14 protein-coding genes are annotated in these 15,576 nt (G+C 41.7%); 4 read left to right on the plus strand and 10 right to left on the minus strand.

What is annotated here, in order from left to right:
• The 5 genes from HZC12_02805 to HZC12_02825 form a co-directional block, all read right to left on the minus strand.
• Positions 1-986: radical SAM protein (locus tag HZC12_02805; GenBank protein ID MBI5025657.1), on the minus strand; the 986-nt coding region annotated here is incomplete at its 3' end.
• Complete coding sequence (locus tag HZC12_02810; GenBank protein MBI5025658.1) at positions 979-1,635, minus strand: TVP38/TMEM64 family protein; 657 nt, start codon at positions 1,633-1,635, stop codon at positions 979-981. The genes HZC12_02805 and HZC12_02810, both read right to left, overlap by 8 nt.
• Complete coding sequence (locus tag HZC12_02815) at positions 1,616-2,287, minus strand: outer membrane lipoprotein carrier protein LolA (GenBank protein ID MBI5025659.1); 672 nt, start codon at positions 2,285-2,287, stop codon at positions 1,616-1,618. The genes HZC12_02810 and HZC12_02815 overlap by 20 nt, the downstream gene beginning before the upstream one ends.
• A 19-nt stretch (positions 2,288-2,306) precedes the next feature.
• Entirely contained in the window at positions 2,307-3,899 is a 1,593-nt protein-coding gene (locus HZC12_02820; protein MBI5025660.1) for a radical SAM protein, read from the minus strand.
• Positions 3,900-3,911: 12 nt separating this feature from the next.
• Positions 3,912-4,781 carry a lysophospholipid acyltransferase family protein gene (locus HZC12_02825; GenBank protein MBI5025661.1) on the minus strand — a complete coding sequence of 290 codons (870 nt, stop codon included), beginning with the start codon at positions 4,779-4,781 and terminating at the stop codon, positions 3,912-3,914.
• Positions 4,782-4,998: 217 nt separating this feature from the next.
• Between HZC12_02825 and HZC12_02830 the strand changes: the two genes are divergently transcribed.
• The 4 genes from HZC12_02830 (at position 4,999) to ribD (ending at position 11,985) form a co-directional block, all read left to right on the plus strand.
• Positions 4,999-5,874, plus strand: a complete 876-nt coding sequence (locus HZC12_02830) for a glycine--tRNA ligase subunit alpha (protein ID MBI5025662.1) — start codon at positions 4,999-5,001, stop codon at positions 5,872-5,874.
• A 3-nt stretch (positions 5,875-5,877) separates the two neighbouring features.
• Positions 5,878-7,926 (plus strand): glycine--tRNA ligase subunit beta, encoded by a 2,049-nt coding sequence (locus HZC12_02835; protein MBI5025663.1) that lies wholly within the window; start codon positions 5,878-5,880, stop codon positions 7,924-7,926.
• A gap of 93 nt (positions 7,927-8,019) precedes the next feature.
• The gene (locus HZC12_02840; protein MBI5025664.1) at positions 8,020-10,620 is read left to right on the plus strand and encodes a pyruvate, phosphate dikinase; all 2,601 of its coding nucleotides are present in this window, start codon (positions 8,020-8,022) and stop codon (positions 10,618-10,620) included.
• 255 nt (positions 10,621-10,875) lie between these two features.
• A complete protein-coding gene (gene ribD, locus HZC12_02845; protein ID MBI5025665.1) occupies positions 10,876-11,985 on the plus strand; it encodes a bifunctional diaminohydroxyphosphoribosylaminopyrimidine deaminase/5-amino-6-(5-phosphoribosylamino)uracil reductase RibD in 1,110 nt (369 codons plus the stop codon).
• Here ribD and HZC12_02850 read toward each other — a convergent pair.
• The 5 genes from HZC12_02850 to HZC12_02870 form a co-directional block, all read right to left on the minus strand.
• Entirely contained in the window at positions 11,968-12,393 is a 426-nt protein-coding gene (locus HZC12_02850; protein MBI5025666.1) for a putative toxin-antitoxin system toxin component, PIN family, read from the minus strand. The two genes, ribD and HZC12_02850, sit on opposite strands and share 18 nt — an antisense overlap.
• Positions 12,369-12,608: an AbrB/MazE/SpoVT family DNA-binding domain-containing protein gene (locus tag HZC12_02855; protein MBI5025667.1), complete on the minus strand. Its 240-nt coding sequence runs from the start codon at positions 12,606-12,608 to the stop codon at positions 12,369-12,371. The genes HZC12_02850 and HZC12_02855 overlap by 25 nt, the downstream gene beginning before the upstream one ends.
• 193 nt (positions 12,609-12,801) lie before the next feature.
• Positions 12,802-13,287, minus strand: coding sequence for a hypothetical protein (locus HZC12_02860; protein ID MBI5025668.1), 486 nt, complete (start codon positions 13,285-13,287; stop codon positions 12,802-12,804).
• 169 nt (positions 13,288-13,456) lie between these two features.
• Complete coding sequence (locus HZC12_02865; GenBank protein ID MBI5025669.1) at positions 13,457-15,289, minus strand: hypothetical protein; 1,833 nt, start codon at positions 15,287-15,289, stop codon at positions 13,457-13,459.
• A gap of 35 nt (positions 15,290-15,324) precedes the next feature.
• Positions 15,325-15,576 carry a bacteriophage holin gene (locus HZC12_02870; GenBank protein ID MBI5025670.1) on the minus strand — a complete coding sequence of 84 codons (252 nt, stop codon included), beginning with the start codon at positions 15,574-15,576 and terminating at the stop codon, positions 15,325-15,327.

The raw sequence follows: 15,576 nt of genomic DNA on the forward strand, positions 1-15,576 counted from the left end.
TCCCCAAGACATTGCTTGCAGTAGGGATGCACTACCCTGAACCTTTTAAACCCCTTTACAACTCTCTGCACTACCTCTTTACTCAGATAATCATGGATGGATGTGTCATTAAAATTATAGGTAGAAGTCTTTCCATCATAATCTGTGCAGCAGAAGGTATAATCTCCGTTCCATAAAATGCCAAAATTTTCTTGTATCCCCGGACAATATCCAAATATTGCATTTACATTCTTTTTGTCAAAGTGTACTGCCCAGTCACCCATCACCCTCGTATGAAGGCATACTTTGTCATTTATATACACCATATTTTCCTTAAATGTCCAGATTTTTTTTATCTGTCTTAATACATCTTCATATCTGTTTTCAACAGGGGTGTTTTTCATTATCCTCTCAGTCCACAATATCAGATATTTTTTAAGGGTAGTTGAGGTATCTGCTATGCTGACTTCGGAGAAAATTGGAATAATAAGCCTTCTGAGAGGTGATGAAAGAAAACTTATGGTCAGTTTTGTTTTGCCGGTCTCGGACAGAAATCTCTTTGCTACCGAAACAATCCTTGCTGCATAATCATCAAATTCTATTACCCCTGCTCCCCTCAAAGAAAATGTCTGTTCGTCAGGCGTCTGGAGTGAAATGATTATCCTTCCAATGCCCGCATAAATCAGTTCATCAAGCAATTTTTCATTGAGGCGGCTTCCATTGGTTGTGAGGCATGTTTCAATGCCTTTTTGATTTGCGTACTGTACAACTTCAACCAGATTCGGATACAAAGTCGGCTCTCCCATTACATGAAATAAAACCGTTTTTGCAACTTTAGTGTTACTCACTTCATTTAATATAGCCTTTGCCATACTAACCGGCATCATCCCTCTCTGCCTTTTCATCTTTGAGTCAGGACAGAATTCGCAGGAGAAGTTGCAGATATTGGTAAGCTCCATATGCAGTCTGTTTACAGGAAGTTTTATTGCCCCGATGCAATCAACCATTGACCTTCTTTTTCACCCTGGATTGTATATATGGTATAGAACCCATAATGAAGATAATTGCCAGCGAAACAATAAAGCCCATACTTGTGGGTGTGAAAACCTTGGTGCCAAAGTAGGTATACAAAAAACTCACGGGCACAAGTGGTATCATGCTTGCGATATAGAAGTCCTTAAATTTAATGCCGGAAAGTCCTGCCCAGTAGCTGACCAGATCCCACGGCAGATTAAAAAGCCTCATGTACAGTACAGCATTTCCACCATGTTCCTTTGACTTTTTTTCAAATTCCCTGATCAGTTTATTCTTTTCCAGTTGCCTTTTAACTGCATCCCTGCCAAGCCACCTCGCAAAGTAAAAACCAATTGCGGTTGAAATGGCGCCACCGATGGCCACATATGCCGTACCCCAGAAAGCTCCGAACAGCACCCCTGCCACTACGGTCAATCCCATAGATGGCAGGAAAAACAGCACAGGTCTCACGGCACATATAACAATAAAGAAAAAAGGTGCAGTTGTACTGTGCTGTTCAATAAATGCACTGATATTTTGAGGCGTCAGATATGGATAAAAGAGAATGCACAGGATAGATATTGCTAAAACTGTAACGATTTTTGTGACAGAAAGCATCACATTAGTTGTTAATACTCTCAACCTTGTTGGTTATCCAGACATTGGCGGGTAGTTTCAATTCAAAGGTGTCGGGTCTGATCTCGGGGTTTATTTTTATGTCTGCCAGTTTTGTTATTGTCCTGTCTCCTTTGGGAGTTGTTACCTCAAATCCGCCGGGAAGTCCTGTTACTTCATCATAATAAACTGTGATGTCTGACAGATATTTCTTTGCAATACTGGATAAAGGTATCAATTTTAAAACTATTTTACCGTCATTGCAAAAAACAGTTACGGTAAATTTCTTTTCCATCTCATTAAGATTACCACCCATGGCTGTTGCAAAAAAGCTCATGGTATTGCGGGCTACAAAGTCTTCGGAAAGGTTATATACCTGTGCCTCTCTTACATCGGGATGATACATCGTCATTGTTTCACCATCTATAACAGTGATGGATTTCTCAGGCATTGTCACTTCCCATCTAAGCATATTTGGCTTCGCCATTATTATTGTGCCTTTTAGCTGTATTTTCTTTTTTAGAACTGATAACTGTTTCTCCTGACTGACGGTGGCGTGCATTGAATGTATACCTTTTTGAAGTTCTTTTAACCTCTCAAATATCTTTTGTTTCTCCTCAGCAGCTACCTCACGAATGGCATTATTTGATGCGATAGCAGAGTTGTGAAGGAGAAACAATATTAAAGAGAAACAGATACTAATTTTTTTTGCTTTCCACATACTGTTTTTCAACCTGATTCCTGAATGTGTAGCCTGAGTTATAGGTGCAAAAGGGATAGAGCTTGCCGTCCACAGCAGAATAATGAACGGCACATCGTCCTATCCTCTGAAGGTCATAGTTATAATTATCCATAAAGTGCATACCAAATATGAAAAATGTTTTATAAGTATGTCCTTTATGCTCATCTGTCCATGTATACTTTTTATCAGCATATCCGTCAAGTGTTTTGAGAAATTTTGTAAAGGTTAAGCCTTCAGGAGCATTTTCTGGTTTAAAACGTTTATAAAGTACATTTAACATCTTAAGTTTAGAAAACATTTTAAAATGTCTCTTCTTTGCCTTTGATGCTATACCTTCAATGTCTTTTAAGACATTGAAAAGATCTAAGAATCTTGTAATCGACACTGCATTTCTGTTTTTATCAACGAATAACAGCGTCATTACGCCGCAGTGTGGATGGCATGTATGGTTTGAAACTGAGGTTCCTGTTAATGCCTCGGCGAGTTGCACAAACGGTGTCCCTGAATTAAGCGAGAACCAATCATTATACGGGTCGGCAAATCCTGTTTGTCTGCTTACATCCAGTATCATGTCAGCAAGGGTATACCTTTCTTTCAAACGATGTTCTTCATGGTATCTACCTGTGAATACGATAGGCTGTATTGATATACCTGTCAGCACATCCAGGTTTTCAAAGGCAAGGCGAATCAGGTCACCAATCTGATGGTCATTAACACCCCTGATTATTGTAGGAACAAATATGATTCTTAGACCCGCTTTCCTTGCTGATTCTATGGCCTTTAGCTTGATATCAAGGAGCTTACGTCCTCGTATCTTTTCATAGACATCATCCGTAACCCCATCCATCTGGAGATATAGATATTGAAGTCCGGCTTCCTTTGCCTTCATTGCAAATTCAGGATCGGAGAACTTAACACCATTTGTGGCAACCTGTATATGGGTAAAACCGAGTTCTTTAGATGCCTTTACAATATCCAGAAATCTCGGATGAATTGTTGGCTCTCCGCCTGTATATTGAACAGTAGTGCAGGGAGCAGGTCTCTCATCCTGAAGCTTTTTCAGCATCTGGTAAACCTCATCAAAGGAGGGCTCGTATATATATTTATTAGAATCGGCAAAGCAGATATTACAACTGAGATTACATCTTCCCGTAAGGTCAATATTGGCAATTGCTGTGTGGGTTAAATGCATGTTACATATGCCACACTCTGTTGGGCACTTTGTTGCATCTGTTACCTGTGGATTTGAAACCCCCCTTCCCTCCTTGAAATGCCATCTTTCCATCTCATGAAATATCCGTACATCAGAAGAAATAATATCGTTAAATACCCCGTGCTCCATGCATTCCTTTGTCATTAAAACTTTTCCATCCTTCTCGTATTCCCTTGCAGGAATAATCGCAAGGCACTCAGGACAGAGGGAGAGGGTGCTTTTAGGAAGCCCCTTGGCTATTGGAAGGATTGGACTGCCCGTTAATGTTACATTTGGTTGCTGCAGCTCTTTTTTACCTGCTTCATACTTCTTAAATACAGGTGCTTTAGTGAGCATTGTCAATTCCCTTCAAATTGGTGAAAAGTTAAACCACTGGTCAGGATACATTATAATATATTCTTCAAGGATTTTTACAACTCTTTTAAGCATTTCAATTTCTTCGTCTCTGTCTGTCACCACAAACGGTTCTTTTACAATTCCTCTGTATCCATCCCTTTCTCTCACCACAAAGGCAACAACAACAGGGGCGCCTGTTAGCCTGCTTAAAATAAACGGCCCCGGTGGGAAATAAGTAGGTTTTCCGAAAAAATCAACCGTTACACTGTTTGGCCCTTTACCGTATCTATCTATCAGCATTGCCACTATTTCTTTTTTATTCAGGGCATTTATCATTTCCACTGTAGATAACGAAGATTCATCAATGGTAATAGTCTTGACATTGAACCGTTCCCTATACCACCTGCGCACCCTGTCAATTTCCACATCACTGTCAGGAATGGTTATTACATTTGTTTCTATACCGTAGCTTCCAAAAAATATACCGCCCAGTTCCCAGTTACCGAGGTGTGCAGTAAGTAATATCAAGCCCCTGTTCATCTTCGATGCATTGTCAAGATTTTCCTTGCCGTCAAAATAGACGACCCTTTGCAAAATATCCGTTTTACTCATCCTTGTAAATCGTCCGTAATCCACGAGGTATTTGCTGTAGTTTCTGAACAATTGCCTTGCCATCGCTGAAATCTTTTCATCAGGGGCATTCGGAAAGGCCATTGCGAGATTTCTTTTGACATTTTTTACTGCAGATTTATAAAATCCATAGCTTAAATCTGCAATGCACTGAGAGATGGTATAGGATAAAAAGGTCGGGATATAGCCTATCCATCTCGTCCCTAATTTATAAATAGATGGAACGTTCAGAAAATGCCTGGTTAAACCCAATCAAAACTCCTATGAGTAATCACGGGTTCATGCGATGAACCTTTAAATCAAGAACAAGTCATTATAACGGAAACACCATTGATAGTCCAATTATTGAAATAGTATGGTGCAATTTATTGACAAAGTCCTCAGGGTTTTTTAACATGTAATTCTGATTCTCACATCTCCAGGTGTTTCTTGGACAGACCCTGGCCTGTCGCCAGGGAAAGGGCGGACATTGTATTTTCAGGATTTAATATTAAAGCTCCACGGTTTCTGGTCGCAAAAAGGCTGTATCATACATCAGCCCTATGATATAGAGGTGGGAGCAGGAACCTTTAACCCTGCAACATTCTTCAGGGTTCTCGGACCTGAGCCATGGAGAGCTGCCTATGTGGAGCCTTCAAGGCGGCCAACCGATGGCAGATACGGTGAGAACCCGAACAGGTTGCAGCATTACTATCAATACCAGGTAATCCTGAAGCCCTCACCTATTGACAGCCAGGATATATACCTTGAAAGCCTCTCTCTCCTTGGAATCGACCCGTTAAAACACGATATACGGTTTGTCGAAGACGACTGGGAATCCCCTACCCTCGGGGCGTGGGGCCTTGGCTGGGAGGTCTGGCTTGATGGCATGGAGATAACCCAATTTACATATTTCCAGCATGTGGGCGGTCTTGAACTGAAACCAGTCTCAGTTGAAATAACTTATGGCCTTGAGCGAATTGCCATGTATTTGCAGGAAGTGGATAATGTCTTTGCCCTGAAATGGAATGAAATCGTAAGTTATGGAGACATCCATCATGAAGGAGAGGTTGAGTTTTCAAAATATAATTTTGATGAAGCTGATATAGAAATGCACCTCCGCATTTTTGAAATGTATGAAAAAGAGGCCATAAGGCTTTCAAGGCAGGGATTGATCTTCCCCGCTTATGACTGTTGCCTGAAATGCTCGCATACATTCAACATGCTCGATGCGAGGGGGGCCTTGAGCGTAACCGAAAGGACAGGTTATATTGCAAGGGTAAGGAATCTGGCAAAACTGTGCGCAGAGGGCTATTTAAAGTTGAGAGAAACAATGAGTTTCCCCCTCTTAGGAAATTGGAAGTAGAAAATGGGAAATAAAGACTTCTCACTTCTATTTGAAATAGGAATAGAGGAAATTCCTGCCGGTTTTATACCAAAGGCAATGTCAACGTTACATGAGGAGTTCATAAAACTCCTTAAAGACTCATCCATAGATTTTGGAAAAATCTCTGAACATGCAACGCCAAGAAGGCTCGCAATAATCATCGAGAACGTTGCTGAAAAACAAAATGACAGGACATTAAATGTCCTCGGTCCCCCGAAAAAGGCTGCCTTTGATGACAGCGGCAACCCAACAAAGGCTGCTATTGGTTTTGCAAAATCACAGAATGTTGATGTGAAAAAGCTTAAAGTAGTTACAACAGAGAAAGGTGAATATGTAGCAGCCATTGTTGAAGAAAAGGGAAGAAAAACAACAGAAGTATTAGCTGAAACCTTACCAGGGCTCATTGCCTCAATACCGTTTCCAAAATCAATGAGGTGGGGCAATGGCACGCTGCGCTTTGCACGGCCAATACACTGGATCCTCGCAATCCTCGGCAAAGAGGTAATCCCCTTTGAGCTTGACGGCTTAAAAAGCAGCAACCTCACAAGAGGCCACAGGTTCCTGTCGCCTGCTGCCTTTCAGATAAAAGAGCCCCTCTCCTACTCACACCTTCTTGAAAGCAACTATGTCATAGCCAATTATAAGGTCAGAAAAAACATGATTGTTAGAGAAATAGAAGATATTACTTCAAAACTGAACTGCAAGGTTCACATGGATGAAGACCTTCTTGATACAGTCACTTCCCTCGTCGAATACCCGAAGGTAGTCTTGGGAAATTTCGACGGCGGGTACCTCTGTCTGCCAAAGGAACTTTTAATAACTGTTATGAAAAGCCATCAAAAATATTTTTCTGTTGAGGATAACGATGAGAATTTGCTGCCGCACTTCCTGATAATCAGCAACACAAAAATAGAAAACAGCGATACAGTGCGGGCAGGAGCAGCAAGGGTTCTTAAGGCAAGACTTGAGGACGCAAGATTTTATTTTGATGAAGACAGAAAAAAGCCATTGGGGGAGTATGTTGAGAAATTAAAAAATGTAACATATCATGAAAAACTCGGCAGCCTTTATGAAAAGGCAGAGCGGATCGCATCCCTTTCTTCTTTTATTGCAGAAAAACTCGGCCGTACCGGCCCAATTAAGGAAAAAGCAATAAAGACATCAATGCTCTGCAAGGCAGACCTTGTCACCGGGGTTGTAAGAGAATTCCCTGAACTGCAGGGCTATATGGGAATGATTTATGCGAAAAATTCAGGCGAAGACGATGATGTTGCATCAGCCATTTATGAGCATTATATGCCAAGGTTCTCAGGCGATAGCCTGCCATCAGGTGAGACAGGCACAATAGTTTCACTCGCTGATAGGATGGACAATATTGCATCCTTCTTCGCACTCGGTTTAATTCCTACAGGCTCTGAAGACCCTTTTGCTTTAAGGCGCCAGGCCTCAGGGATAACAAATATCCTTTACAGCAGCGGTTATCTACTTCCAGTAGGGACACTCATTGATACTGCCTTAAGAGGTCTCCCGATATCTGTGCAAGATGGTTTGAGCCATGAGATTCTGAAATTCTTTGATCAGAGGATTGAAGGGATGCTTTTATCCGAGGGTTATAAATATGACCTGGTTAACTCTGTGCTCTCGACAGGAGGAAGGGTCATAAAAGATATAAAAAATAGAATCGAGGTTCTTTCGGCAATGAGGGAGGAGCCTGAATTCAGCGGACTTCTGACTGCTGCAAAAAGGGTCTACAATATTCTGACAAACGCACAGACAGGCAATCTGAGAGAGGATATGTTAACCGGGGCTGTAGAAAAAGCCCTGTTCAGCACAGCCATGAATGTAGGGCAAAAACTTATGGACACTAACTTCAGGGCGCTATTTGAACTTAAAGAACCCATAAATCACTTTTTCGACAATGTCCTTGTAATGGATAATAACCCTGAAATAAGAGGAAACAGGCTTGCCCTCCTTTCAGCAGTTAAAAGGCTTTTTGATTCCCTGGGGGATTTTTCAAAAATAGTGGAGTGAACATACAAAAAGAAATATTTTTATGTTAGACTTATAGGCTAAAAATTCAGGAAAAATATTTTTTACAAAGGAAAGGCAGATGGTAACGGTAAGATGAAAGACCTCCTTGGGGGTAAGGGAGCCGGCATTGCAGAGATGACAAATCTCAAGATACCTGTTCCAGCAGGTTTTACCATAACAACTGAGGCCTGCAATGAGTATTTTAAAAACAAGAAGAAATATCCGCCCGGGCTATGGGAACAGGTCCTGACAAATCTTAAAAAGATCGAGAAGGCAATGGGCATGAAGTTCGGTGATGCAACCAACCCCCTGTTTGTCTCTGTTCGCTCAGGTGCTAAGTTTTCCATGCCAGGGATGATGGACACTGTTCTGAACCTCGGCCTCAATGATACCACGATGAAGGCCATCATCAAGAAAACAGGGAATGAACGCTTTGTTTATGATGCATACAGGAGATTTATAACCATGTTTGGAAGCATTGTTATGGGCATAGAAAGGCAAGCCTTTGAGAAGGCATTGGAGGCCATGAAGGAGAAAAAGGGCGTCCACCTCGATACAGAGCTTACAGCAGATGACCTGAAGAAACTTGTAAAGGAGTTTAAGGCCATATATAAATCTGAAACAGGGACCGACTTTATAGAAAACCCTTTTGAGCAGCTCAAATTTGCCATTAATGCGGTATTCGGCTCATGGTTTGGCGACAGGGCTGTCAAATATAGAAAACTCCACGGAATACCTGATACCCTCGGCACTGCCTGCAATGTCCAGGCAATGGTCTTTGGAAATATGGGAGATAATTCAGGGACAGGTGTTGGTTTTACCAGAGACCCTTCTACGGGCCAGAGGAGATTCTTTGCAGAATGCCTTATAAATGCACAGGGCGAAGATGTTGTAGCAGGGATCAGAACTCCCCTTCATATAGATGAGCTGAAAAAGAGATTGCCGGATGCATATAGAGAGCTTGACAGGATTTATAAAAAGCTCGAGAAACATTATAAGGATATGCTGGATATTGAGTTCACTGTTCAGGAAGGTAATCTCTATATGCTGCAGACAAGGGTTGGAAAGAGAACCGCTCAAGCAGCCCTGAAGATTGCTGTTGATATGGTTAAGGAAAAACTCATTGATAAAGAGACAGCGGTCTTAAGAATAGAGCCTGAACAGCTTGACCAGCTACTTCACCCAATGATTGACCCCGATGCAAGAGTTCAAGTCATAGCAAAGGGCCTTCCTGCTTCTCCAGGGGCTGCAGTAGGTAAGGTGGTTTTTACAGCAGAGGATGCAGAGCTTGCAGCAGAGAGAGGAGAAAAAGTCATCCTCGTCAGAACCGAGACATCTCCAGAAGATATTGGCGGCATGCATGCAGCCCAGGGAATCCTCACAGCAAGGGGAGGAATGACCTCTCATGCAGCAGTTGTTGCGAGGGGAATGGGCAAGTGCTGTGTTGCTGGTTGTGGAGCAATAAATATCAACGAGGAAAATAAATATTTTGCAGTAAATAATCTCATAATAAAAGAGGGCGATTATATTACGCTTAATGGCACCACAGGCGGCGTTATCATCGGTCAGGTCCCACTTGTCAAGCCAGAATTGACAGAAGATTTCAGGACACTTATAAAATGGGCTGACCAATTCAGAAGACTCAAAGTAAGAACCAATGCAGACACGCCGAAGGATTCAAAAGTAGCAAGAGATTTTGGTGCGGAGGGCATAGGCCTCTGCCGTACCGAGCATATGTTTTTTGAGGGAGACAGGATCAAAGCTGTCCGTGAAATGATACTTGCTGATGATGCCGAAGGCAGGAAAAAAGCCCTCTCAAAGCTCCTCCCAATGCAGAAAGGCGATTTTACAGGAATCTTCAGGGAAATGAATGGACTGCCGGTAACAATACGGCTACTCGACCCGCCACTTCACGAATTTCTTCCCCACACAGATGATGATATCATGGAGCTCTCAAAAGAAATGAATGCACCATTTGAAAAACTTATAGCAAAAAACAAGTCCCTTCATGAATTTAATCCGATGCTCGGCCACCGCGGCTGCAGGCTCGGAATAACATACCCCGAAATATACGAGATGCAGGTTCAGGCCATCATGGAAGCTGGATGTGAACTTGCAAAACAGAAGGTAAAAGTTATCCCTGAGATTATGATTCCACTTGTAGGCCATATCAATGAATTCAAAGTTATGAAGGAACTTGTTATCAGAGTTGCAGAAGATGTCCAGAAAAAATATAAGACCAGAGTCAAATATACTGTTGGGACAATGATAGAACTTCCGAGGGCAGCCATAACTGCAGATGAGATTGCTAAGGAGGCAGAATTCTTTTCTTTTGGCACTAACGACCTCACCCAGACAGTCTATGGCCTTTCGAGGGACGATGCTGGAAGGTTTCTACCTTATTATATTGAGAAGAATATACTTGAGGATGACCCATTTGTCACATTAGACCAGAACGGCGTGGGCCAGATGGTTAAATTTGGCATTGATAGAGGCAGGTCTGTGAGGAAAAACCTAAAGGTCGGCATCTGCGGAGAACATGGTGGAGACCCTAAGTCAGTTGAGTTTTGCTACAAAGTCGGCATGGATTACGTAAGCTGTTCGCCTTACAGGGTGCCCATTGCAAGGCTTGCTGCTGCTCATGCTGTCCTGAAGGAGAAAAAGGGAAAAGACCTTTCAAAATCAACTGTGTAAAGGAGCCATTACCCACAGAGAAATATATTGAAAACAAAAGAAAAAAAGATAAACCCCAATAATGCAATTAACCACAGAGTTCACAGAGTTAAGAATAACCACAGAGACACAGAGACACAGAGTTATAAATTGGGAAATGAGAAATAGGAAATGGGAAGTTATGACTGCACTTCTTACTTCTCACTTCTCATTTCTTACTTCTCTGTGCCTCTGTGTCTCTGTGGTTTTCTTTAATGCATTTTTCGGGTTAAACACATGAACAAAGATGTCTTTATGAAGAGGGCATTGGCCCTTGCTGCGAGGGCAAGGGGAAGGACAAGTCCAAACCCTATGGTAGGGGCTGTCATTGTTAAAGGCAATAAGATAATTACACAGGGTTACCATAGAAAAGCAGGCACGCCACATGCAGAGGTTATTGCCTTAAAAAAAGCAGGTTCAGAGGCCAGAGGCGCAACGCTTTATGTGAATCTCGAGCCCTGCTGCCATACAGAAAAAAAGACCCCTCCATGCACCAAATTAATTATTGAATCCGGCATGAAAAAAGTAGTTGTTGCAATGATAGACCCGAACCCTAAAGTTTCTGGCAGGGGGATAAAAGAGCTTAAGGATGCAGGGCTTGCGGTTGAGGTCGGTATTATGGAGCCAGAGGTAAGAGAGCTGAATGAGGCATTCATTAAGTTCATTACAAAAAAAGAGCCATTTGTAATCCTCAAGGTCGCCCAGAGCCTTGACGGAAAAATCGCCACACCCACAGGAGAGTCCAGATGGATAACAGGCGAGAAATCCAGAAATTATGTCCAAAAATTAAGGAACTCGGTGGATGCTGTGCTCGTTGGCATTGGCACAGTACTCAAAGACAACCCCTCACTTACATCCAGGATTCCTGGTGGTAGAAATCCCTACAGAATAATAATTGATAGTTTCTTGAGGATACCTCTCGATGCAAAAGTATTAATCCATAACTCAGATGCAAAAACCATCATCGCCACAACCAGGGATGCAGAAGAGGAGAAAATTAACTCGCTAAAAGCCCGGGGGGGCAACATCCTGGTCATAAAGGATATCAACGGGAAAGTAGACCTGAGGGCACTTATGAAAGAACTCGGGAAACTGGACATAACAAGCGTAATGATTGAGGGCGGCTCATCAATAAATGCCTCAGCCCTTCAAAGCGGTATTGTAGACAAAGTAATGTTTTTTACAGCACCTAAGATAATTGGCGGCAGGGATGCAATTGCCTCGATTGGGGGAGAATTCACAGGCACTCTTAAGAATTCAATTAAAATACGCAATCTGAAAGTAAAAAAAATCGGGGAAGATATTCTCTTAGAGGGCTACTCCCTCAAGTCAAAACATCTCCAATAACACGGAAGCGTTTATAATCCTGATAGTCTTGTATTTGCCTATATCCAGTAAATCTTTATCTCCGGTAACAATAAGATCTGCTGATGCAGATAAAGCGCAGGCAATGAACTTATCATCATCGGCATCCCTGCATACTCTCTTGATTTTATCCGTAATCTCTATAACTTCAGAATACGGGAGAACTTCCTCCTCAATGATCACCTTTATCTCCTGTTCTGTCAAAGAGAACTTCGGATATTCAAGAACAGTCTTGAACTCCCTAAAAGTCTCCCTTGAAAACATGGGGACAATACTTCCATTCTTCCAGAGATCAACTATTTTTGAAAGTTCCCCTCTAAACAACAGGGCTGACACCAGTGTATTGGTATCAAGAACAACCTTTCTTACCGCCTTTTCTTTCTTGCCCATTTAACTGCCTCTGCAACATCGCCTTCAGTAATGCCGAGTTTTCTGAGTTTTTCCCTTATGCCCTCAATCGCTGCATCTGCAGGGGTTATTTTAACCGGCATGAGAATTATCTTTCTGTCCTTTACTGAGACATCAAAGTATTCAGTATCAGGGAATGACTTGACGACCTCCTTTGGCAGGGTCAGCTGATTTTTAGATGTCTTTTTTGCAAGCATGATTCCTTACCTCCTTACTATAAGGATATATTATTCGACAGGAAAAGGCAATCACAGAATATCTCCTTCGGCGATTTCCGCTAATGTCTTCGCTGTTTGTGAAGTGCCGAAGGTATCTGGGCGAACGAAGTAAGCCATGTTAGCCGGAGCTGGCCTTTTCGCCTCGGCGAATCCCGAGGAGTCGGGATACCGCCTATCTAAGCGGTCCTTTCAAGAGCCGAATGTCATCAATCCATGCGGTCCCCTTGCCATTGATAACCAGATTGAGCTTCACATTGTCGGGATTCTCTCCCTTTTTCAGGAAGAACGGCGTCTCTTCTGTTGTCCAACCTGTAGTGCCAGTTAGAGGTGTCTGAAGGCCACGAGAAAAGAACTCTCCTTTGCCAGGAAAATGACACCACATCTCCAGATACACTTGACCTTCTACACCCTCCGTGCGAACCCTGGCTTGGTAAATCAAGCGGGCATCTTCAATGTCAATGTCACCTACTTCAAATAGCCGTACTACTGTAGGCTCTGTTACAGTAATTCGCAGAGAACCCTTGCCATCGCTTGAAACTTGCTTATCAATCTGGACGCCAGACTGTGTGATGATACCCTGCATGCTGTCAATAGGGAAATGTTGCAACTCGGTGACTTCCTCTGATGGCTTAGAACAACCAACTACAATAAAAATCATCGCCACACATATACATATAGCCAGATTTTTCATACCCTTGCCTCCTTTCTTAAGTCAGCCGATTTCAGATAACGTTATTGGTGCAAAAGAAGCCAGAATGGTTTCTATGTAAGTTTTTTGCACCATGTTAACCGCCAGTTGCAAACATCTTCAAATACGAGAAATTCCTTCAGTCTATCTTTTTAATGCCTTGTATTTTGCAAAACATTTTAACCCTCTTATATCTGAGTTTACCTTCTTTATACTTTTTCAGCCATTTATCAGTAGGAGACAGAAACAGGTCGTTGTCCCGAAGTGTCGGGATAACTGAGCTGTTCTCTGTTGATTTCTCGTCTCTATTGTTTTGATTTTCGTATACCGAACGGAAATAGTAATGATTGAAAAGGCGATTAAATTCAGTAAAGTAAATATCGGCCACTCGTTTATTGCCTCGAATAATGATCATGTTTTCATCGTTATCTGTTGTAGAGGCATCGCTGAAGTTAGCCGAGCCTGTAACTACTATAGGGTCATTGCCCAGGGGATCCACAAGAAGGAATTTTGAATGTATATATGCCACATGCTTATTAAGGCCTATAATTCTGGTATTGACTTCTTTGGTCCACTGATACAAAGGATCCTTTATGTAAGAGCCCCAGGCTTTATAAACATTATTACCTGCCCCAACATAAGTAAACTGCTTTTTGCTTCTTGGATTAGGCTTGTCCTTTTTTTCTAAAAGCATAAAAGTTATTTGGTCCTTTGATGTGTTGTCAACCAGGAGTTTTTTGAAAACATCATTAATACCGAAGGCTAAGGTAATAGCTGAATAATCATTTGCACTGTCAAGCATTTGAGCATAGGTTTCAAGCATTGTTAAGCCTTTGCGGGGGCTGAAAATCGGAGTTGCGCCTATAGGTATTTCTGATATTTGATCCGAATCTATATCTCCCTCTATAGCAAACACTTCTTTTTTAAATGCATTATTCTTTTTGATCTTTTCAGACCGCTCGTCATCGGGTTCTCCTCCAGGATCTTTGCTTAGTACTTCCCAATATTCCTTGAATTTTTTTGCGGCTGCTTCATTTTTCACCCAGTGACCTACATTTGTTTGTCCAAATATTCCTCCATCTGAAATATTGGTTGAACCAGTCCATACCGAAGTAGGTTTTTGGCTGTTGCCTTTCAGAAAAACAATGAACTTATTGTGTTGTATCTTGTCTTGATTGGCTTCACGTTTTATGATATTAAATTGAGGAATTTTTGCACCTTTAATGATTCGTAAATTGTCTTCCCTGGGAAAGCTTTCATGAAATTTGCCATCTTTATCTGTATACTCATTAACCTTTGCATCAATTATTATTTTTACAGTTACACCTCTGTCAATGGCTGCTTTAAAAGCATCGGCAACAGGTTTGTAGCGAAACTCATAAAAACAAGCCAATAGTGTGTCGCCATGTCTTGCCTGTTCAATGAACTTAATGATCGCATCTTTTAAGTCTCTGGTTAACCATTTAAGAACTTTATTTTTTTCATCAGGATCGGTTATTTTATCGGGTGTGGCATTTTTAAATTTTCTGGCAAATGCCTGGCTGCTGGCAACTCCTCTGTTAAAGAATACATCGTGCTCATCATTGCTGTTGTACAATGGCTCTGCTTGAATCGCAATTTGAATGGGTTTAGCCGTTCTGTCTAAATTTTTAGGCTTGCCTTTTATAGGATAGAAAAAATATTCATACCTGTTGTTTGGTTTGGCAGTAAAGTCGTCCCAGACGAAACTTTGCACCGGATGGTCAAAGGTGCTTACCTCAGTATTTTTATTGGGATGTGGAATGATCTCTTTGAAGACCTTAAAACCCCTTATGAAATATCGTTCATCATTTTCCAGATCATGTCTTTCAATACTAAAGCCGAGCAAACCGGCAGTATCTGCATCTTCAAAGTCAATTGCAAACGAAATTGTATTCACTCCACTTACAGCATAAATAGTATAGCCATTGGTCTTTTTTGATTTGAATCTCATATCTAACCTCCCCTGAAAATGATTGAGCCCGACTTCTATATTTTTGTAATTTTATTGTAAATTAACCCGATTAATGCTGCGCTTATCAGGCCGTCTACAAAGCCGTAAATAAGGCCGAGAAAACTGCCTATCGGTGAAATAGTATATCCTGGATAAATCGACTGTGCGAGGACTTCAAGAAAAAGTTTTCCATAGCCTGTATAGTATGAGAGCCATGTTGTTACAAATAATGCACCGCCCCACACTATCCCGAGGGCTATACCCAATGCAAGTGGTTTAAGTTTCAT

This window comes from Nitrospirota bacterium (assembly GCA_016214385.1).
GTDB lineage: Bacteria > Nitrospirota > Thermodesulfovibrionia > UBA6902 > JACROP01 > JACROP01.

Bases quoted from the DNA above. Each gene is read 5' to 3' on its own strand.
- HZC12_02850 (MBI5025666.1), bottom strand. From the start codon at position 12,393: ATGGGCAAGAAAGAAAAGGCGGTAAGAAAGGTTGTTCTTGATACCAAT.
- HZC12_02820 (MBI5025660.1), bottom strand. From the start codon at position 3,899: ATGCTCACTAAAGCACCTGTATTTAAGAAGTATGAAGCAGGTAAAAAA.
- HZC12_02870 (MBI5025670.1), bottom strand. From the start codon at position 15,576: ATGAAACTTAAACCACTTGCATTGGGTATAGCCCTCGGGATAGTGTGG.
- HZC12_02835 (MBI5025663.1), top strand. From the start codon at position 5,878: ATGGGAAATAAAGACTTCTCACTTCTATTTGAAATAGGAATAGAGGAA.
- ribD (MBI5025665.1), top strand. From the start codon at position 10,876: ATGAACAAAGATGTCTTTATGAAGAGGGCATTGGCCCTTGCTGCGAGG.
- HZC12_02855 (MBI5025667.1), bottom strand. From the start codon at position 12,608: ATGCTTGCAAAAAAGACATCTAAAAATCAGCTGACCCTGCCAAAGGAG.
- HZC12_02860 (MBI5025668.1), bottom strand. From the start codon at position 13,287: ATGATTTTTATTGTAGTTGGTTGTTCTAAGCCATCAGAGGAAGTCACC.
- HZC12_02840 (MBI5025664.1), top strand. From the start codon at position 8,020: ATGAAAGACCTCCTTGGGGGTAAGGGAGCCGGCATTGCAGAGATGACA.
- HZC12_02865 (MBI5025669.1), bottom strand. From the start codon at position 15,289: ATGAGATTCAAATCAAAAAAGACCAATGGCTATACTATTTATGCTGTA.